Below are 18,334 nucleotides of genomic sequence, written 5' to 3' on the forward strand. Positions count from 1 at the left end.
AACACTGCTTTTTGCACCTGTACAGTTCAGCCGTGACCGAACCTGTGATCCTGGCCGACGTCGTCCGTAGCGGCTTCGTGGAGGGCCACCACCGCGGCTCAGTCGTGGTGACGAACCCCGACGGGTCCGTCGCGTGGGCGGCCGGTGTGGTGGACCAGCCGATGTTCCCGCGCTCGTCGAACAAGCCGATGCAGGCGCTCGGCATGCTCCGCAACGGCCTCACCCTCGACGGCAAACTGCTGGCCCTGGCCGGCGCCTCCCACTCGGGCGAGCAGATCCACCTCGACGGCGTTCGCGAGATCCTCGCGATGGCCGGCACGGACGAGACCGCGCTGCGGACCCCGGAGGCGTACCCGCTGGCCGACGCGGCCCGGGACGCCTGGGTACGCGCGGGCCACGGACCGGAGCGGATCACGATGAACTGCTCGGGCAAGCACGCGGCGATGCTGCTGACCTGCCAGGTCAACGGGTGGGCGTTCGACGACTACCGTGCCCCGGATCACCCACTGCAGAAGGTGATCCGGACCGCGATCGAGGACTCGGCGGGGGAGAAGGTCTCGTACGTCGCGGTCGACGGCTGCGGCGCGCCGATCTTCGCCCTCAGCCTCGCCGGCCTGGCTCGCTCCTTCGGCCATTTCGCGGCCGCTGCTCCGGGCACGCTCGAGGCGCGGGTGAAGGATGCCTTCCGCTCCTACCCGGAGTACGCCAGCGGGAGCACGCGGGACGAGGCCGAGTTGATGCACGGCGTCGACGGCCTGTTCTGCAAGGCCGGAGCGGAGGGCGTGTACGCCGTGGGTCTGGCCGACGGCCGCGGCATCGCCCTCAAGATCGAGGACGGCGCCGCCCGGCCCCGCAAGGTCGTGATGGCCGCCGTCCTCCAGCGCCTCGGCTTCACCGACGACGTCGTCGAGAGCCACCTCCGCTTCCCGCTGTACGGCGGTGGCGTCGACGTCGGCGCCGTACAGCCACACGATCCGGCGTTCAGCTGACCAGCGGGTGCGTCGGGGTCACCTCCGGCGTGTGGATCACGACGTCGAACCAGTCGGAGAGGCTGTTGCCGGTCATGGACGACGCGGCGCCGTACTCCGGGAAGCCGCGCGTCTTGGCGGTGCCGTGCAGCCAGGCGCGGACCGCGTCCGGTTGCTGGCGGCTGTGGAGATCGAGGACGAACTGACCCGTCCGTGCTGCCGTGAGTTGGTGCTCGAACCAGTCGGACGCCGGCGGCGGCAGCGTGACCGGGCCGAGCGTCGTGCCGTGGTCGACTGTGCAGCCGACGGAGCGATAGCGGTCGCCGTACCAGTCACGAAGGTACGAACCGGCGTTGCGGAAGACGACGTCCGGGTCCGGTGGGACGGTGACGCGTAGGCCGGGGGCGTTCGCCGTGTGCGCGTTCGCGGCCCAGTAGATGACCTTGTTCCGGGTGAAGCCGTGCCACCACCGCACGTTCTCCGCTGCCCGGGCGTCGCGATAGCTCCAGATCTCGGCCTCCGGCAGGCTGAACGCCGTATAGAACGAGAGGATCTGCCGGGCGTGGTGCTCGGTGAGCGCGTAGTCCCGGTCGTTCGGCCGATGCGGCAGCCCGCGGACCAGGGCGTGCACCGCCTGCGCCTTCGCGACGTACGGCGCCTTGTCCTTGACCTCCTTCCAGTACCACTGGACATACGCACCGATGTCCTCGAGATGCGGCCGGATGGGCTTCAGGCTGCGGCGCAGTTCGGCCAGCCGGTGCGGTGCGCGGCGGGCGACGTACTCGTCGATGGCGTCGTACGCGAGTTGCCGGGTGGCGAAGTACTCGGCGCCGGCGAACCGCACCTTGTCCCGGTGCGTGGCGTTGTACGCGCGCAGGTAGACGAACAGCTGGGCGATCTCGTGGGTCCGGCTCTCGGTGCTCAGTTGGCCGACGAGTGCGTTGAGATCACCGCGTCCCGTCAGCACGTACTCGTTCAGCTGGGTGCCCAGCGACCAGTCGTCCTCGAACGCGATCGCCCGGAAGCCCAGCCGCTCCACGAGGTAGCGGACCACCCGCAGCTTCAGGTGCGTGAGCTCGGCCGTCGCATGTACGGCCTCCCCGAGCCCGACGATCTGTGCGCCACCGATGGACCGGCGCAGATGGTCCAGATCGCCCAACGGCTCGGCGTTGCGGGCGATCCAGCTCGTGATCGGGTCGCCGGAGGCCTGCGCCGGCGCCAGTCCGGTCGCGGCCGCCACACCCATCGCCGAGCCGGCCAGGAAAGTTCTTCGTGTGATGGTCATGCCACACCACTCTGGCCATGCGAGGCGTTCCCGGCATCCGCCGCTGGAGGGCTTCACAGCTACGCCGTCCGTCGTACGCACGGAGTCCGCCGCAGGTCACTTGGCGCGGAGGCGGTCCACTCGCGGTGAGCTGATCGGGAGCGGGGCGGCCGGTGTCGGCAGGTCGTAACCGGCGTACAGGCGGCGGCGGATGTCTTCCACCGGGAACGTCTCGCGGTAGATCGCGAGCTTCACCGTGACGCCCTCCAAAGTTGCTCTAAGCAACATTTCCTCGACGGCCGGGTCGGCGGCACCGCGGGCGGCGAAGACGGAGCGAATGGCGTCCTCGACCTGGCTGACCCGGGCCGACTTGTCGGCCTCGACGCGCGCGAACACGTCGTGCGTGGTGGGCTGCATCATCAGGGTGATCGCGAGCCGCTGGATCGGGAGCGTGGTGGCGGCCGCCATCAGGGCGCCGTCGATGATGCCGGCCAGGCGCTCGTCCGGGCTGCCCTGGATCGTCAGGATCCCGGCGATGCCGTCCAGCCAGCGGTCCAGCAGCTCGGCGGCCAACTCTTCCTTGGCGGCGAAGTAGTACGAGACCAGGCCGCGGGACACCCCGGCCGCCTCGGTGATCTCGGAGATCGATGCGGCCTCGTAGCCCTTGGCGGCGAAGACCTCCAGGGCTGCGGCCAGGATGCGCTCCCGGGAGCGCTCTCGCAGCTCCTGGTTGACGGTGGCCGAGCGCGGCACGGGTTCCTTCCCTGCTGGTCGTTACCCCGGAGGCCGAGCTACCCCCCATTCAGGTGCTCGGCGCTCCCGGGCTCGGACCCCCCGTTGTTTCAGGCCCCTCCCCAGGCGCCTTCTATAGACTGGACGTCCAGTCAACAAATGTCAAAGGCCTTCCCGTTTCGTGGACACGTGCCGTCACCGGTAAGATGAAAGGGCTGCGCCCTGCGTCGAGTGGCCATCTCGTGCGACACAACACGCCGTAGCCGCCGCCTGACATCCAGTCCCCATTGCTTGGAGCGCTTCCCCATGCCTGTCCGTAACGACCTGCGCAACGTCGCGATCGTGGCCCACGTCGACCACGGCAAGACCACCCTGGTCGACGCGATGCTGTGGCAGTCCGGCGCCTTCGGCGCGCATCAGCACGTGGACGAGCGGGCGATGGACTCCGGTGACCTGGAGCGTGAGAAGGGCATCACGATCCTGGCCAAGAACACTGCCGTACGGCACAAGATGGCCAACGGCGAGCAGATGACGCTGAACATCATCGACACCCCCGGCCACGCCGACTTCGGTGGTGAGGTCGAGCGCGGCCTGTCGATGGTGGACGCGATCGTGCTGCTGGTGGACGCCTCCGAGGGGCCGCTGCCGCAGACCCGGTTCGTGCTGCGCAAGGCGCTGGCGCGGCAGATGCCGGTGATCCTGGTGGTGAACAAGGTGGACCGCCCGGACGCCCGGATCGCCGAGGTCGTCGACGAGACGTACGAACTGTTCCTCGACCTGCTCGACCACGACGCGGACCAGAGCGCCCTCGACTTCCCCGTCGTCTACGCCTCCGCGCGGGCCGGCCGGGCCTCGCTGACCCAGCCCACCGACGGCGGCATGCCGGATTCGGAGGACCTCGAGCCGCTGTTCGAGACGATCCTGGCCAACGTGCCGGCCCCGGAGTACACCGAGGGAGCGCCGCTGCAGGCGCATGTGACCAACCTGGACGCCTCGCCGTTCCTCGGCCGGCTCGCGCTGGTCCGGGTGCACGAAGGCACGCTGAAGAAGGGCGCCCAGGTTGCCTGGTGCCGCCATGACGGCTCGATCCAGCGGGTCAAGATCACCGAACTGCTGATCACCGAGGCGCTCGAGCGGGTGCCCGGCGACTCGGCCGGTCCGGGTGACATCGTCGCGATCGCGGGCATCCCGGAGATCATGATCGGCGACACCCTGACCGACCCGGAGAACCCCAAGCCGCTCCCGTTGATCACCGTGGACGAGCCGGCCATCTCGATGACGATCGGCACCAACACCTCGCCGCTGGCCGGCCGGGTGAAGGGCACCAAGGTGACCGCGCGGCTGGTCAAGGACCGGCTCGACCGCGAGCTGGTCGGCAACGTGTCGCTGAAGGTCCTGCCGACCGAGCGGCCGGACGCCTGGGAGGTGCAGGGCCGCGGTGAGCTGGCGCTGGCCATCCTGGTCGAGCAGATGCGCCGCGAAGGCTACGAGCTGACCGTCGGCAAGCCGCAGGTGGTCACCCGCGAGATCGACGGCAAGCGGCACGAGCCGGTCGAGCGCCTGACGATCGACTGCCCGGAGGAGTACCTCGGCACGGTCACCCAGCTTCTCGCGGTCCGCAAGGGCCGGATGGAGCAGATGACCAACCACGGCACCGGCTGGGTCCGGATGGAGTTCCTCGTCCCCGCCCGCGGGCTGATCGGGTTCCGCACCGAGTTCCTCACCGACACCCGCGGTACCGGCATCGCCCACCACGTGTTCGAGGGGTACGAGCCGTGGTTCGGCGAGCTGCGCACGCGCCCGAGCGGTTCGCTGGTGTCGGACCGGTCCGGCGCGGCGACGTCGTACGCGATGATCAACCTGCAGGAGCGCGGCACCATGTTCGTGGAGCCGACCACCGAGGTGTACGAGGGCATGATCGTCGGCGAGAACTCGCGCAGTGACGACATGGACGTGAACATCACCAAGGAAAAGAAGATGACCAACGTCCGGTCGTCGACCGCGGACGAGTTCGAGAAGCTCGTCCCGGCCCGCAAGCTGTCGCTCGAGCAGTCGCTGGAGTTCTGCCGCGAGGACGAGTGCGTCGAGGTGACCCCGGACGCGATCCGCATGCGCAAGGTCGCCCTCACCCAGGTGGAGCGCTCGAAACTCGGCCGCAAGAACAAGGCCTGATCCACCGGGGAATCACACCGGTGTGATACACCATTCCTCGGTCGGTCCGGGGGGACAAAGTTCCGGATCGTTACAACCAGACGTGACGCGCTGACGTCTGTCATGTGCAAACACTCATTGGGGGAAGGAAGCAGGAACATGGGAATTCTGCGTAAGCTCGGCGCCACCGTCACGGCAGCCGCGTTCGTGGGGGTGGGCGCACTGACCGCGACCACCACGGCCGAGGCCGCCGTAGTGGCACCGAAGGTTGCGCCCCAGGCCGTGGTCGCGCCACAGCAGGCGACCGCGGCGGCGTCGTCGACCACACTCGTGCGGGGCAAGCTGCGGATCGACAAGCGGTGTATGACGAAGGGCCGGGTGCTGTGCATCAACAAGCGCACCCGCAAGTTGGTGTACATGGTCAACGGCAAGGCGATCCAGATCACCGACGCCCGGTTCGGCGGCCGCAAGACGCCGACCCGGCAGGGCGTCTTCAAGGTCCAGCGCAAGTCGAAGAACCACGTGTCGTCGATCTACCACTCGCCGATGCCGTACGCGATGTTCTTCAGCGGCGGCCAGGCGGTGCACTACTCGGCGGACTTCAAGGCCCGCGGGTACAACGGCGCCTCGCACGGCTGCGTGAACATCCGCGACAAGAAGAAGATCGCCTGGATCTTCGCCCGGGTGAAGGTCGGCGACAAGGTCGTCGTCTACAACGCCTGACGAGACCGCAGCGCGGTCTGGAAGGCCTTGTAGAGCCGGGGCTCGACCAAACAGAACGTGGCTCGGCTGACGGAGGTCGCCGTACGGAGAACTGTCCGTACGGCGACCTCCGCCGCTGACTGGGCCGGCCAGCCGTAGATGCCCGCGGACACCGCGGGAAGGCTGAGAGTCCTGGCCCCGAGCTCGTCCGCGATCCGCAACGCGTTGCGGTAACAGGACTCGAGCAACGCCGGATCCCGTTGTCCCGCGGTGTAGTTCGGCCCGACCACGTGGATCACGTACGACGCCGGCAGCGCTCCCGCGGTCGTCCAAGCGGCCTCGCCGGTCGCGGCTCCGTTCGGGTACCGCTCGACCAGCTCCGCGAGGATCTCCGGTCCGCCGGCGCGGTGGATCGCGCCGTCCACGCCGCCTCCGCCGCGCAGTGCGTGATGGGCCGCGTTGACGATCGCATCGGCCGGAATCGTGGTGATGTCCGCCGTACTCAGGACGATCTCCATCGGCTCCTCCGGTCACGACTTGCTCACAAGAGCTGCACAATCCGCGGTTCTCAACCTACGCTTGACCGCCAACCAAAAGACCGGTGAGGACGTCCTATGTAGGTAGGACGGGGTCTACCAAAGGGGTTTCGATGCGCGCGCTGATCATTCGCAACGTGCTGGCCGGTGTCGTCTCCGGTGCCGTGATTGCGGCACTTGCTGGTCTAGGAATGAGCGCAAGTGCGGCGCCGACGGCCACGACGGACCTGAAGACGGTGCCGTTCGAGGTCAGCGGCGAGCTGCCGATCTACCCGAAGGCGCTGTACAAGAACGGCTCCTCCGGCACCTCGGTGCGCAAGGTCGAGGCCCGGCTGGTCCAGCTGAAGCTGCTGGAGAAGCGCTACCAGGACAACGACTTCGGCACCATGACCCGGTCCGCGGTGAAGAAGTTCCAGAAGTCCAAGGGCATCCCGCAGCTCGGGTACGTCGACCAGAACACGTGGAACAAGCTGTCCGCGGTCACCCACGAGCCCACCCAGGCCGAGCTCTTCCCGCCGGCGCCGGTGGTCAACGGCAAGAAGCTGGACGCACGCTGCGCGACCGGGGTGGCGCTCTGCATCGACAAGACCACCCGCAAGCTGCGGTACGTCGTCGACGGTGTGGTGAAGATGCAGCTGGACGTCCGGTTCGGCGCGGTGAAGACGGCGACCCGCGAGGGCAGCTTCACGGTCGGCTGGAAGAGCCGGAACCACGTCTCGAAGCTGTACGACTCGAAGATGCCGTACGCGATGTTCTTCAGCGGCGGCCAGGCGGTGCACTACTCGTCGGACTTCGCGGCCCGCGGCTACAACGGCGCCTCGCACGGCTGCGTGAACGTCCGGGACCTGGGCAAGATCAAGGTCCTGTTCGACGAGGTCAACGTCGGCGACAAGGTCATCGTCTACCGCTCGTAGGGCTCAGCGCGGGCCTTACAGCGGGCGAGGTCCGCGGCGGCGCCGGATGCCCCAGCCGCCCCGACCACGGCCGGAGGCGGCGCGGAGCGCAGGCCGGGCGTCGACCAGGTAGAGACCGGCGGCGACGATGCCGATCAGGCCGAAGAAGCTGAGCCAGCCCTGGAAGATCTGACTGAGCGTGAAGACGATCAGGATCAGCATCCAGCCGGGTTTGGTCAGCTTGTCCGCGGCGACGAACACCGCCCGTGGCCGGAACGCCGCGTCGAGCAGCGCGACCAGCTTGAGTCCGAGCAGCACCCACCAGATGATCTCGAGCGGACCTGCGAACCCGGGAAAGAGGTTCGGGAACGTGGCGAGTGGGAGCATGCACACGAGCCTAACCGAAAGACCGGGCGGCCCACCTCTGCTCGGTCGCAGATCGGGGCCGCCCGGTGAGGAAAACTACCGTCAGTCGCCGACCTTGTCGGCAGCGTCCGTGGCCGCCTTGGAGGCGGTCTTCGCGGTCTTGCGGGCGCTGGTCGCGGTCGCCTTGACGTTGCGGGTCGCGGTCTGGGCGGTCTTCTTCGCGGTGGTGCGGGTCGCCTTCGCCTTGCTCACCGTGGTCTTGGCCTGGGCGACCAGATCCTCGGTGGCCTTCTGGCTGCGGATCCGCTCGACCAGGTCCTTGCCGCGGCCGGCCAGGTCCTCGTAGGTCTCCTCGGCCTGGCCGAGCACGGTGGTGAAGCCGGCCTGCGCGACGGCGGGCAGCTCACGCAGCTTGGCCGGGGCGGTCTTCGCGTCGGCCACGAAGGCGTCGAAGCGCTTGGTGACCTCGGACTGCGCCTTGGTCAGCTCGGTCTGCAGGGTCTTCTGGTCCAGCTTGGCGAACCGGGCGGTGACGTCCTCGCTGACCGCGCGGAACTTCTCCACCGCGAGGTCGCCGGCGCCGGCGATCGCGTAGAACGGGGTGACAGGCGTACGGGTGGCCATCAGGCTTCTCCTCGGATGTTTGCAGCAGGATGCGATTACTTGGTGGTGCGTTTGCTTGCCGGGGACTTCTTGGCCGTCGGCTTGGCCGCGGCCGGCTCGTCGGAGGGCGTGTTCTCTCGGACGAAGGACGCGTAGACGTCCAGCAGGACACGCTTCTGCCGCTCGTTCAGGACGGGATCGAGCAGCACCGCGTCGACCACACCGGAAGCGCTCCGGCCGTCCGAACCGTCGTCCGGATCGAGGATGCCGGCCCGCACGTACAGCGTCTCCGCGGAGATCCGCAGCGCCTTCGCGAGCTGTTGCAGCACATCGGCCGACGGTTTCCGCAGGCCGCGCTCGATCTGGCTGAGGTACGGGTTCGACACACCGGCCAGGTCGGACAGCTGCCGCAACGACAGCTGCGCGTTCCGCCGCTGCTCGGCGAGGTACTCCCCGACGGAGCCCACCGAACCTGCGACGCGATCACTCAACCTGGCCATGCGTCCAGTGTGCTAGCAGAGTGCTTGCAATTGCAAGCAGCCCGGCCGTGAGGCCGCTCACGTCGGGGAGGTACGGCGGTCTACTGCACCCGGTGAACCTTGTGCTGCGCGGCCTGGGCGCGCGGGCGGACCGTGATCCGGTCGATGTTCACGTGCGACGGGCGGGTCGCGATCCAGGCGACGATGTCGGCGATGTCTTCGGAGGTGAGCGGTTCGGCGACTCCGGCGTACACGGCGTCGGCCTTGGCCTGGTCGCCGCTGAAGCGGGTCAGCGCGAAGCCCTCGCTGCGGACCATGCCCGGGGCGATCTCGCAGACCCGCACCGGCTGGTCGAACAGTTCCAGGCGCAGGGTGTCGACGACCGCCTTGGCCGCGTGCTTCGCGGCGACGTACCCGCCGCCGCCCTCGTAGGCGACCTGACCGGCGGTCGATCCCATCACGATGATCGTGCCCTTCCCGGCGACAAGGGCCGGGAGCAACGACTTGGTGACCGCCGCGACGCCGATCACGTTCACCTCGTACATCTGCCGCCAGGCCTCGAGGTCCGCGTCCGCGACCGGCTCGAACCCGAACGCGCCGCCGGCGTTGTTCACCAGCACCTTCAGTTGCTCACCGACGGCCTCGGTCAGCGCCGCCACGTCCTCGGCGGAGGTGACGTCGCACTGCACCGCGCGCCCGTCGATCTCCTTGGCGAGCGCCTCGATCCGGTCCAGCCGGCGGGCCGCACACACCACCTCGAACCCCTCACGGGCCAGGTACCGCGCCGACGCGGCCCCGATCCCGCTGCTCGCTCCGGTCACCACGGCAAGAGGACGACTGTTGCTGGAAGTCATACCCCGATTCTCCCAAACCGGGGCGGAGTTACCCTGACCAGGTGACCGTACCGTCCGCTGACCGTCCCCTTCGGCGGGTCGCGATGATCAGCCTGCACACGTCGCCGCTGGATCAGCCGGGTACCGGTGATGCCGGTGGGATGAACGTCTACGTGGTGGAGCTGTCCAAACGGCTTGCCGGGCTGGGGATCGAGGTCGACGTCTTCACCCGGGCGACCGCGTCGGCGCTGCCCGCCAGGGTCGAGCTGATGCCGGGCGTGATGGTCCGCAACGTCGCCGCCGGGCCGTACGAGGGCCTGAGCAAGAACGAGCTCCCCGCCCAGCTGTGCACGTTCGCGCGGGCCGTACTGCGGGCCGAGGCGATCCACGAGCCCGGCTGGTACGACGTGATCCACTCGCACTACTGGCTCTCCGGCCAGGTCGGGCTGCTGGCCCGTGACCGCTGGGCTGTGCCGCTCGTCCACACCATGCACACCATGGCGAAGGTGAAGAACGCCAGCCTGGCGGAGGACGACGTACCCGAGCCACCGGCGCGGCTGCTCGGCGAGGAGCAGGTGGTCGAGGCCGCGGACCGGCTGCTGGCCAACACCGACGACGAGGCCAACGAGCTCATCACCCTGTACGGCGCTCAGCCCGCGAAGGTCGGTGTGGTCAACCCAGGCGTGGATCTGGACATGTTCAGCCCCGGTGACCAAGCCGCGGCCCGGCGCGCGGTCGGCGTACCCGAGGACGCCGTCGTACTGGCGTTCGTCGGGCGGATCCAGCCGCTGAAGGCGCCCGATCTGCTGATCCGGGCCGCCGCGCGGATGCTCGAGCAGGACCCGTCGCTGCGCAGCCGGCTGGTCGTGGCGATCATCGGTGGCCCGTCCGGCAACGGGATGGAGCACCCGGAGTCACACGCGGAGCTGGCCCGGGCGCTCGGCGTCGACGACGTGACCCGGTTCGTGAAGCCGATGGAGCGGCCCGGCCTGGCGCAGTGGTACCGGGCCGCGTCGGTCGTCTGCGTTCCGTCGTACTCGGAATCCTTCGGTCTGGTCGCGCTGGAGGCACAGGCCTGCGGTACGCCGGTGGTCGCGGCGGCTGTCGGCGGGCTGACGACCGCGGTCGTCGACCGGCGGACCGGGCTGCTGGTGCGAGGCCATGGGGTCGGTGAGTTCGCCGACGCGCTGGCCCGGATCGCGACGGATCCGCACACCCGCGAGACGATGAGCCGGGCGGCGGTCAAGCATGCGCAGGCCTTCGGATGGGAACTGACCGCCAAGAAGACGCTGGCCGCGTACCGGACGGCCGCGGACACGATGGCGGCCGAGCTGGCCGCGGAGGTGGCTGGGTGAGAGTTTCGGCGGCGGACGTGATCCGCCAGGTGCTGACCGAGAACGAGCTCGAGTTCACCGAGACGAGTCCGGGGGAGTTCAGCGCCGACCTGCCGGGCGAGCGGAAGCTGAAGACCACCGTCTCGCTCGTCGTCGGAGCGCAGGCGGTGCAGGTGCACGCGTTCGTGGCCCGGCACCCCGACGAGAACCACGAGGCCGTCTACCGCTGGCTGCTGGAGCGGAACCTGAAGATGTACGGCGTCGCGTTCGCGGTCGACCACCTGGGTGACATCCACCTGGACGGGAAGGTCCCGCTGCACGCGATCACCCCGACCGAGGTGGACCGGCTGCTCGGCGCGGTGCTCGAGTACGCCGACTCGTCGTTCAACACGATCCTCGAACTCGGCTTCGCATCGTCGATCCGCAAGGAGTACGAGTGGCGCGTGTCCCGCGGCGAATCCACCCGCAACCTGGACGCTTTCAAAGGCTGGCTGGAGCCCAAGTAGTCTGAGGGTCATGACCTATCGCCTCATCCTGCTCCGCCACGGCCACAGCGACTGGAACGCCAAGAACCTCTTCACCGGCTGGGTCGACGTCGACCTGAACGCCCAGGGCGTCGAGGAGGCGCAGCGCGGTGGCGAGCTGCTGCGTGACCGCGACCTGCTGCCCGACGTACTGCACACCTCGGTGCTGCGCCGGGCGATCCGTACCGCCACCATCGCCCTCGAGGTCGCCGACCGTCAGTGGATCGACGTCCGCCGGTCCTGGCGGCTGAACGAGCGGCACTACGGCGGCCTGCAGGGCAAGGACAAGAAGCAGACCCTGGAGGAGCTCGGCGAGGAGCAGTTCATGCTGTTCCGCCGTTCGTACGACACCCCGCCGCCGCCGATCGAGCGCGGCTCGGAGTACGACCAGGCCGGCGACCCGCGGTACGCCGGGCTCCCGTCCGACATCATGCCCACGACCGAGTGCCTGAAGGACGTCGTCGAGCGGATGCTGCCCTACTGGTACGACGCGATCGTGCCGGACCTGCGCGCCGGCAAGACCGTCCTGGTCGCCGCGCACGGCAACTCGCTCCGCGCCCTGGTCAAGCACCTGGACAACCTGGACGAGAAGACCGTCGTCGGCCTGAACATCCCGACCGGCATCCCGCTGTACTACGAACTGGACGAGGACTTCCACCCGATCACTCCGGGCGGCGAGTACCTCGACCCGGTGGCCGCCAAGGAAGCCATCGAAGCCGTCAAGAACCAGGGCCGCTGACCTCGGCCCGAAGCTGCTCGAGCAGGGCCTGCAGCTCGGGACTCTGAGCCACCAGCTGAGGATTGTCCTCCAGGAGAGCGAGCTTGCTCTTCTGGAGGTTTCTCAGCTGCTGCTCCACCGCGTCGAGGTGCGCGAGCATCCCGGCGTCGTCCAGGGCTGACACATCGGTGTTGACCAGCCGCTCGGTCACAGATTCGTCCATGCCGGTGAGCGTATCGGCACCGCGTGTCCGGGGTCAGGCTGGAGGAGACGGGATGCCGGCCTCGGCGCTGTCGGCATCGATCAGGTCCGTGAGGAGCTCGGCGACCGCGTCTGCCAGCTCTCGCAGCTCGGTCTCGGCGGGCGTCTGTCCGCTCTCGAAGGCTCGCTCGATCGTCCGGGCGAGCAGGTCGGCCTGCTGCTGCAGGCTGTGTCCCGCCAGGCCCTCGGCGCGGAGGAACCCCTCGAACGTCGCTTGATAGGCATAGCCGAGCTCGTCCAGCGCCAGGTCGTCGCGGACCAGGCCGTGCTCGGCGAGCAACTCGAAGTACCGGTGCGACAGCTTGCCGTGCCGCTCGTCCAGCGCCGCGTCCGACGAGCCTGCCAGCTTCCCGAGCAGGTCGGCGTCGGCCAGCAGGAATCCCCGCAGCAACGGCCGGTCGGTGATGGCCAGGAAGTACGCGCGGGCGAACCGATGCAGGCGGCTGACCTGCGGATCCTTCCTGAGCTCGTTGCGTAGCTCGCCGAGTGCGGCCAGCACCTCGCGCTGGAAGGCGGCCCCGAACAACTGTTCGCGGGTCTTCCAATGCAGGTAGACCGTCCCCTTGCCGATCCCTGCCCCCGCCGCGACGTCGTCGATGGTGACCCGCCGGGCACCGTGGCGCAGCAGCAGGTCGGCCGTCACGTCCAGGATCCGGGTACCCCGCTCGGCCCGCCGGTCCGCACTCCGCAGCCGCTCCGTCGTCATGGTGAGCACGCTATGACGAAATGTCAGATCTGGTCAATCTTCCATAAATGATTGACCAGATTTCAAATCTGGTCATATCGTCAGATCAATCACCTCATGACCACAGGAGCGAACGATGATGACGAGCCCCAGCGTGCTGATCTCCGGAGCGGGCGTCGGTGGTACGACGCTGGCGTACTGGCTGGCCCGGCACGGCTTCCGGGTGACCGTGGTCGAGCGGTCCGCCGGTCTGCGGTCCAGTGGCAACCCGGTGGACGTGCGTGGCCCGGCCGTCGACGTGGTCGAGCGAATGGGCGTGCTCGGCGCCCTGCAGGAGGCTGCGACCCATGTGACCGCGCTGAGCTTCGTCAACGGAGCGGGTCGCCAGGTCGGACGGGTCAACCTCCAGGCGATGCAGCGTGCCTCCGGCAGCCGGGAAGTCGAGGTGACCCGCACCGACCTGGCGGCGATCCTGTACGACGCCGGCCGGGACTCGGCCGAGTTCCTGTTTCACGACACGATCACCGCAGTGCGGCAGGACGGCGACGGCGTCGAGGTGACGTTCCGGAACGCCGCGCCCCGCCGGTTCGACCTTGTCATCGGGGCGGACGGGCTGCACTCGACGACGCGCAAGCTGGCGTTCGGGCCGGAGTCGGAGTTCGTCCGCCACATGGGCCTGTTTGTCGCCACCCTGCGGCTGGGCGAGCCGGCCGAGCGCGATCGTGAGGTCGTTCTGTACAACGCGCCCGGCCGCTTGGCGTCGATTCACCCGGTCCGGGGTGAAGGGCTGGCAGCCTTCATCTTCCGGGCGCCGATGCCCGGCGACTTCGACTCTCGCGACCTGGAGCAGCACAAGCGGCTGGTGACCACGGCGTACGCCGACGCCGAATGGCAGGTGCCGCAGTTGCTCGAGCGTCTGCGGGCCGCCGACGACATCTGGCTGGACTCGGTCAGCCGGGTCCGGATCGATCGCTGGTCCGACGGCCGGATCGGGCTGCTCGGCGACGCGGCCTCGTCGGTGTCGTTGTTCGGCGAGGGATCGACGCTGGCGATCGCGGGCGCCGACACGCTGGCCCGGGAGCTGGCCGCGTCACCCGCTGACCCGCAGGCAGCCTTCGCACGGTACGAGCGCGAACACCGCAGACTGGTCGCGCCGCGCCAGGGGAACGTGTCGGTCGCGGCGGCTCTGATGGTGCCGGCGACCAGGCGCGGCGTCGCCGTACGCAACCTGGCCACGCGGCTCTGGCCCGCGGCGGCCGCCGGAGGCTGGCTGCGCAGGCACCTCACTCCGAGTCGCCCGTCCGTCCCCGCTGCCACCTGAACGCAAGAAGATGCCTCCGGCAATTGTTGCCGGAGGCATCCGATGGGTCAGTTGGTGCCGTTGGGGTTCGGGGTGGAGGCGCCGGCGCCGGAGCCCGCCGCCGTACCGCCGATGGCGACCGGGAGTTCGCCGGTGACCAGGTAGACGACCCGGCGGGCCATCGAGACCGCGTGGTCGGAGATGCGCTCGTAGTACCGGCCGAGCAGGGCGATGTCGACCGCGACCTCGACGCCGTGCGGCCAGGCGTCGTCCATCATCAGCCGGAACTGGTTGCTGCGCAGCTGGTCCATCTGGTCGTCGGTCGACTCCAGCCTGCTCGCCGCCTCGACGTCGCGGCTCTTGATCACGTCACCGGCGGCGTCGACCATCTTGCCGGCCACCGTGCCCATCTCCTGGACCACGTCGTGCAGCTCGTCCGGGATGGCCGGCGACGGGTAGCGCAGCCGCGCGATCTTCGACACGTGCGCGGCCAGGTCGCCCATCCGCTCCAGGTCGGCGACCATCCGCAGCGCGGCAACCAGCATCCGCAGTTCGTTGGCGACCGGCGACTGCCGCGCCATCAGCTCGAAGACCTTCTCCTCGACGCCCTCGCCGGCCGCGTCCAGCTGGATGTCCGACGCGATGACCTCTTCGGCCATCCGGATGTCGGCTTCCAGCAGGGCCGAGGTCGAGCGGCGTACGGCGGTGGACACCGTGCGGGTCATCCGTTCCAGCTCGGCGAGGATGTCGTCGAGCTGCTCGTGGTAGGTGTCACGCATTGTGTTCGTTTCCGATCTCTGGTGTCCGGTTGCCGCGACGGGCGGAGCGGGCCGGTGCCGGCCCGGTACCCGCCCAACGGTGACCGTATGCCGTCGAGGTTGCCGGATGGCGACGAGTGGTGAACGCCTGATGAACAGTTAGGTCGCGTCCCGGTCATCCCGCGATCATTCGGTCTTTCCCTGCTGGTTGCCCGCGTAGCATCGTTGCCGTGGACCCCACGCTGGCTGCGGTGCTGGGCGGCGTCATCGGCGCGGCCCTGGCTCTGCTTTCACTTGGTGCGATGATGCTCAGCGAGCGGGCCCAGCGCAAGATCCCGGAGTCCCCGGACCCGATCGTCCCGACCGGCGTCGCCACGGTGCTGTCGGTACTGCGTTCGTCCGCCGTCGTGATGGGTCCGGAGGACCAGGTCCTGCAGGCGAGTGCGCCGGCCCACGTGCTCGGCATCGTCCGCGGCGAACGCCTGGTGGTCGACGACATCCTGACCATGGTCCGCGCGGTCCGCCGCGACGGCGAGATCCGGCAGCAGGACCTGGAGATCGTCCGCGGCCGGCTGGGCGCGACGCAGTACGTCAGCGCCCGGGTGGCCCCGCTGGGCAGCCAACTCGTGCTGGTCCTGGTCGAGGACCGGACCCGGGAGCGCCGCCTGGAAGCGATCCGGCGCGACTTCACCGTCAACGTCAGCCACGAGCTGAAGACGCCGATCGGGGCGCTGATCCTGCTGGCCGACGCGGTCTCGGAGGCCTCCGACGACCCGGAGGCGGTGCAGCGGTTCTCCAGCCGGATGCAGGTCGAGGCGGCCCGGCTGAGCCGGCTGGTCAAAGAGATCATCGAGCTGTCCCGGCTGCAGGGCGACGACCCGCTGGAGAACCCCGGCCCGGTCGACATCAACGCCGTGATCGAGGCCGCTGTCGACCGCTGCCGGGTCGACGCCGAGGACCGCGACATCAAGATCGTGGTGAAGACCGAGCCCGAGCTCGAGGTGATGGGCAGCGAGGACCAGCTGTCCATTGCCATCGGCAACTTGGTGGAGAACGCCGTCAACTACAGCCCGGACGGCACCCGGGTCGCGGTCGCCGCGCACCCGATCGGGGATCTGGTCGAGGTGACCGTCAGCGACCAGGGCGTCGGCATTCCGACCGGCGACCTGGAGCGCATCTTCGAACGCTTCTACCGGGTCGACCGGGCCCGCAGCCGGGAGACCGGCGGCACCGGTCTCGGCCTCTCGATCGTCAAGCACATCGCCTCCATCCACGGCGGCGACGTACGGGTCTGGAGTGTCGAGGGCCAGGGCTCCACCTTCACCGTGAGACTCCCGCTGCGGCTCGAACCCGCAGCGGGTCAGACCGACTCCTCCAGCCAGGACGAGCCGGCCCCTTATCTGACGCCTACCCCGTCGGAAAGAACCAAGGAGGCAGCTTCGTGACCCGAGTGCTGGTCGTCGAAGACGAAGAGAGCTACAGCGACGCGTTGTCGTACGTCCTGCGCAAGGAAGGGTTCGAGGTCGCCGTCGCGGAGACCGGCCCGGACGCGCTGGACGAGTACGACCGGGCCGGTGCGGACATCGTCCTGCTCGACCTGATGCTGCCGGGTCTGTCCGGCACGGAGGTGTGCCGGGCCCTGCGCAGCCGGGGCAACGTCCCGGTGATCATCGTCAGTGCCAAGGACACCGAGGTGGACAAGGTGGTCGGCCTGGAGCTGGGTGCCGACGACTACGTCACCAAGCCCTACAGTCCGCGCGAGCTGCTGGCCCGGATCCGTGCGGTGCTGCGCCGCGGCCAGGATGTCGAGCTGCTGCCCGACACGCTGGAGGCCGGTCCGGTCCGGATGGATGTCGAGCGGCACGTGGTGACCGTGTCCGGGACCGAGATCCGGCTCCCGCTCAAGGAGTTCGAGCTGCTCGAGATGCTGCTGCGCAACACCGGCCGGGTGCTGACCCGCGGGCAGCTGATCGACCGGATCTGGGGCGCCGACTACGTGGGCGACACCAAGACCCTGGACGTGCACGTGAAGCGGCTGCGCTCGAAGCTGGAGAAGGACCCGTCCAACCCGCAACACCTGGTCACGGTGCGTGGTCTGGGCTACAAGTTCGAGTCCTGACTCACATCCCCGCAGGTCGCCAGGGTCTTCGGGGTTAGCTTAGGCTCTCCTTAGTTGAGGCAATCGGTCTAAGGAGAGTCACCATGTCCTGGTCCCGTTCCCGGGTGGTCAGCGCGGTCGCCGCCGTGGTGGTCGCGACCACCACGCTGGCCGCGTGCGGCAACGACGCCGACGAGCAGGCCGGCGGCTCTGCCGGTACGGCGGCCGCCGGGTTCCCGGTCACGTTGAAGAACACCTTCGGTGAGACGACCATCACCAAGAAGCCGGAGCGGATCGTCACGCTCGGCTGGAACGCGCAGGACGTGGTCTACGCGCTCGGCGAGACGCCGGTCGGGATGCCCAAGGTGACCTATGGCCCGACCGCGGCCGGCGTCACCGCATGGGACGCCGGCAAGTTCGACCCGGCGAAGACCCAGTTGCTCGACACCGGTGACAAGTACCCGTTCGAGAAGATCGCGGCGCTCAAGCCGGACGTGATCCTGGCGCCGTACGAGGGCTTCGACGAGGCGACGTACAAGACCCTGTCCGGGATCGCGCCGACGGTCGCGTACCCGGGCGCGCCGTGGCAGACCACCTGGCAGGACCAGACCTTGCTGGTCGGCGAGGCGCTCGGCAAGAAGGCCGACGCGGAGAAGCTGATCAGCGGCATCCAGGACAAGATCAAGCAGGTCGCGACCGATCACCCCGAGTTCAAGGGCAAGACGATCACGGTCGGCTCGTTCGGCGCCGAGAACTACGTGTACATGCCGGGTGACCCGCGGGTGCAGATCCTGAACGAGATGGGCTTCAAGAACGCGCCGGGGGTCGAGGCGCTGGAGAAGACGAACACGAAGAAGGAGTTCTCGCTGGCCATCAGTAAGGAGAAGGTGGCCGACGTGGACGCCGACATACTGGTCGCGTACGTCGACGGCCTCGGAGCGCAGAAGTTCCTGGCCGACCCGGTCTACTCCTCGCTCGGCGCGGTGAAGCGGGGCAGCGCGTACGCGATGGAGGACCAGCAGGTCATCTCCGGGATGAGCGCGGTCAGCGTGCTGAGCGTCCCGTGGGTGCTGGACAAGACCATCCCGAACCTGGCCAAAGCTGCCGAGGCGGCCGGCTGACGCAGGCC

At 68.8% G+C, this 18,334-nt stretch carries 21 protein-coding genes; 11 read left to right on the plus strand and 10 right to left on the minus strand.

Annotation, left to right across the window (positions count from 1 at the left end; translation table 11 throughout):
- Nucleotides 1–32: 32 nt before the first annotated feature.
- Nucleotides 33–989 (plus strand): asparaginase, encoded by a 957-nt coding sequence (locus tag ACGFH6_RS33890; protein WP_393392188.1) that lies wholly within the window; start codon nt 33–35, stop codon nt 987–989.
- Here the strand turns inward: ACGFH6_RS33890 and ACGFH6_RS33895 are convergent.
- Complete coding sequence (locus ACGFH6_RS33895) at nt 982–2,253, minus strand: erythromycin esterase family protein (RefSeq protein ID WP_393392191.1); 1,272 nt, start codon at nt 2,251–2,253, stop codon at nt 982–984. The two genes, ACGFH6_RS33890 and ACGFH6_RS33895, sit on opposite strands and share 8 nt — an antisense overlap.
- 96 nt (nt 2,254–2,349) lie before the next feature.
- Complete coding sequence (locus tag ACGFH6_RS33900; protein WP_393392193.1) at nt 2,350–2,985, minus strand: TetR/AcrR family transcriptional regulator; 636 nt, start codon at nt 2,983–2,985, stop codon at nt 2,350–2,352.
- Nucleotides 2,986–3,270: 285 nt separating this feature from the next.
- Here ACGFH6_RS33900 and typA point away from each other — a divergent pair, with 285 nt between their 5' ends.
- Together typA and ACGFH6_RS33910 are read left to right on the plus strand one after the other, a co-directional pair.
- On the plus strand, nt 3,271–5,136 hold the full coding sequence (gene typA, locus ACGFH6_RS33905) for a translational GTPase TypA (protein ID WP_393392196.1): 1,866 nt from the start codon (nt 3,271–3,273) through the stop codon (nt 5,134–5,136).
- Between the two features lie 138 nt (nt 5,137–5,274).
- A complete protein-coding gene (locus tag ACGFH6_RS33910) occupies nt 5,275–5,838 on the plus strand; it encodes a L,D-transpeptidase (protein WP_393392199.1) in 564 nt (187 codons plus the stop codon).
- Here ACGFH6_RS33910 and ACGFH6_RS33915 read toward each other — a convergent pair.
- Complete coding sequence (locus ACGFH6_RS33915) at nt 5,826–6,335, minus strand: O-acetyl-ADP-ribose deacetylase (protein WP_393392202.1); 510 nt, start codon at nt 6,333–6,335, stop codon at nt 5,826–5,828. The two genes, ACGFH6_RS33910 and ACGFH6_RS33915, sit on opposite strands and share 13 nt — an antisense overlap.
- 131 nt (nt 6,336–6,466) lie before the next feature.
- On the opposite strand from ACGFH6_RS33915, the gene ACGFH6_RS33920 reads away from it, so the two are divergent.
- On the plus strand, nt 6,467–7,267 hold the full coding sequence (locus tag ACGFH6_RS33920; RefSeq protein WP_393392205.1) for a L,D-transpeptidase family protein: 801 nt from the start codon (nt 6,467–6,469) through the stop codon (nt 7,265–7,267).
- Nucleotides 7,268–7,282: 15 nt separating this feature from the next.
- Here the strand turns inward: ACGFH6_RS33920 and ACGFH6_RS33925 are convergent, their stop codons facing one another.
- From ACGFH6_RS33925 to ACGFH6_RS33940, 4 genes are all read right to left on the minus strand, one after another.
- Nucleotides 7,283–7,633: a DUF2516 family protein gene (locus ACGFH6_RS33925; protein ID WP_393392208.1), complete on the minus strand. Its 351-nt coding sequence runs from the start codon at nt 7,631–7,633 to the stop codon at nt 7,283–7,285.
- A gap of 81 nt (nt 7,634–7,714) precedes the next feature.
- Nucleotides 7,715–8,236 (minus strand): hypothetical protein, encoded by a 522-nt coding sequence (locus ACGFH6_RS33930; protein ID WP_393392211.1) that lies wholly within the window; start codon nt 8,234–8,236, stop codon nt 7,715–7,717.
- Nucleotides 8,237–8,271: 35 nt separating this feature from the next.
- The gene (locus tag ACGFH6_RS33935) at nt 8,272–8,715 is read right to left on the minus strand and encodes a helix-turn-helix transcriptional regulator (protein ID WP_360458525.1); all 444 of its coding nucleotides are present in this window, start codon (nt 8,713–8,715) and stop codon (nt 8,272–8,274) included.
- Between the two features lie 80 nt (nt 8,716–8,795).
- Nucleotides 8,796–9,548, minus strand: coding sequence for an SDR family NAD(P)-dependent oxidoreductase (locus ACGFH6_RS33940; protein ID WP_393392215.1), 753 nt, complete (start codon nt 9,546–9,548; stop codon nt 8,796–8,798).
- A gap of 83 nt (nt 9,549–9,631) precedes the next feature.
- On the opposite strand from ACGFH6_RS33940, the gene mshA reads away from it, so the two are divergent.
- The 3 genes from mshA to ACGFH6_RS33955 are packed head-to-tail and all read left to right on the plus strand — an operon-like array spanning nt 9,632 to nt 12,124.
- Entirely contained in the window at nt 9,632–10,882 is a 1,251-nt protein-coding gene (gene mshA / locus ACGFH6_RS33945; RefSeq protein ID WP_393393581.1) for a D-inositol-3-phosphate glycosyltransferase, read from the plus strand.
- Nucleotides 10,879–11,367 carry a YbjN domain-containing protein gene (locus tag ACGFH6_RS33950; protein WP_393392218.1) on the plus strand — a complete coding sequence of 163 codons (489 nt, stop codon included), beginning with the start codon at nt 10,879–10,881 and terminating at the stop codon, nt 11,365–11,367. Before mshA ends, ACGFH6_RS33950 begins: the two co-directional genes overlap by 4 nt.
- A 10-nt stretch (nt 11,368–11,377) precedes the next feature.
- Nucleotides 11,378–12,124 (plus strand): phosphoglyceromutase, encoded by a 747-nt coding sequence (locus tag ACGFH6_RS33955; protein ID WP_393392221.1) that lies wholly within the window; start codon nt 11,378–11,380, stop codon nt 12,122–12,124.
- Here ACGFH6_RS33955 and ACGFH6_RS33960 read toward each other — a convergent pair.
- Nucleotides 12,105–12,326 (minus strand): hypothetical protein, encoded by a 222-nt coding sequence (locus ACGFH6_RS33960; RefSeq protein ID WP_393392224.1) that lies wholly within the window; start codon nt 12,324–12,326, stop codon nt 12,105–12,107. The genes ACGFH6_RS33955 and ACGFH6_RS33960 overlap by 20 nt on opposite strands.
- 33 nt (nt 12,327–12,359) lie before the next feature.
- The gene (locus ACGFH6_RS33965; RefSeq protein ID WP_393392227.1) at nt 12,360–13,070 is read right to left on the minus strand and encodes a TetR/AcrR family transcriptional regulator; all 711 of its coding nucleotides are present in this window, start codon (nt 13,068–13,070) and stop codon (nt 12,360–12,362) included.
- Between the two features lie 115 nt (nt 13,071–13,185).
- On the opposite strand from ACGFH6_RS33965, the gene ACGFH6_RS33970 reads away from it, so the two are divergent.
- On the plus strand, nt 13,186–14,370 hold the full coding sequence (locus ACGFH6_RS33970) for an FAD-dependent monooxygenase (RefSeq protein ID WP_393392230.1): 1,185 nt from the start codon (nt 13,186–13,188) through the stop codon (nt 14,368–14,370).
- A gap of 47 nt (nt 14,371–14,417) precedes the next feature.
- Here the strand turns inward: ACGFH6_RS33970 and phoU are convergent, their stop codons facing one another.
- A complete protein-coding gene (gene phoU, locus ACGFH6_RS33975; RefSeq protein ID WP_393392233.1) occupies nt 14,418–15,128 on the minus strand; it encodes a phosphate signaling complex protein PhoU in 711 nt (236 codons plus the stop codon).
- Between the two features lie 209 nt (nt 15,129–15,337).
- Here phoU and ACGFH6_RS33980 point away from each other — a divergent pair, with 209 nt between their 5' ends.
- From ACGFH6_RS33980 to ACGFH6_RS33990, 3 genes are all read left to right on the plus strand, one after another.
- Nucleotides 15,338–16,552 (plus strand): sensor histidine kinase, encoded by a 1,215-nt coding sequence (locus ACGFH6_RS33980; protein ID WP_393392236.1) that lies wholly within the window; start codon nt 15,338–15,340, stop codon nt 16,550–16,552.
- Nucleotides 16,549–17,226 carry a response regulator transcription factor gene (locus ACGFH6_RS33985; RefSeq protein WP_131353111.1) on the plus strand — a complete coding sequence of 226 codons (678 nt, stop codon included), beginning with the start codon at nt 16,549–16,551 and terminating at the stop codon, nt 17,224–17,226. The genes ACGFH6_RS33980 and ACGFH6_RS33985 overlap by 4 nt, the downstream gene beginning before the upstream one ends.
- Nucleotides 17,227–17,309: 83 nt before the next feature.
- A complete protein-coding gene (locus ACGFH6_RS33990) occupies nt 17,310–18,326 on the plus strand; it encodes an iron-siderophore ABC transporter substrate-binding protein (RefSeq protein ID WP_393392239.1) in 1,017 nt (338 codons plus the stop codon).
- The last annotated feature ends 8 nt before the right edge of the window (nt 18,327–18,334 follow it).

Origin of the sequence: Kribbella sp. NPDC049227 (genome assembly GCF_043197265.1) — a bacterium.
In the GTDB taxonomy this organism is placed as follows: Bacteria; Actinomycetota; Actinomycetes; order Propionibacteriales; family Kribbellaceae; genus Kribbella.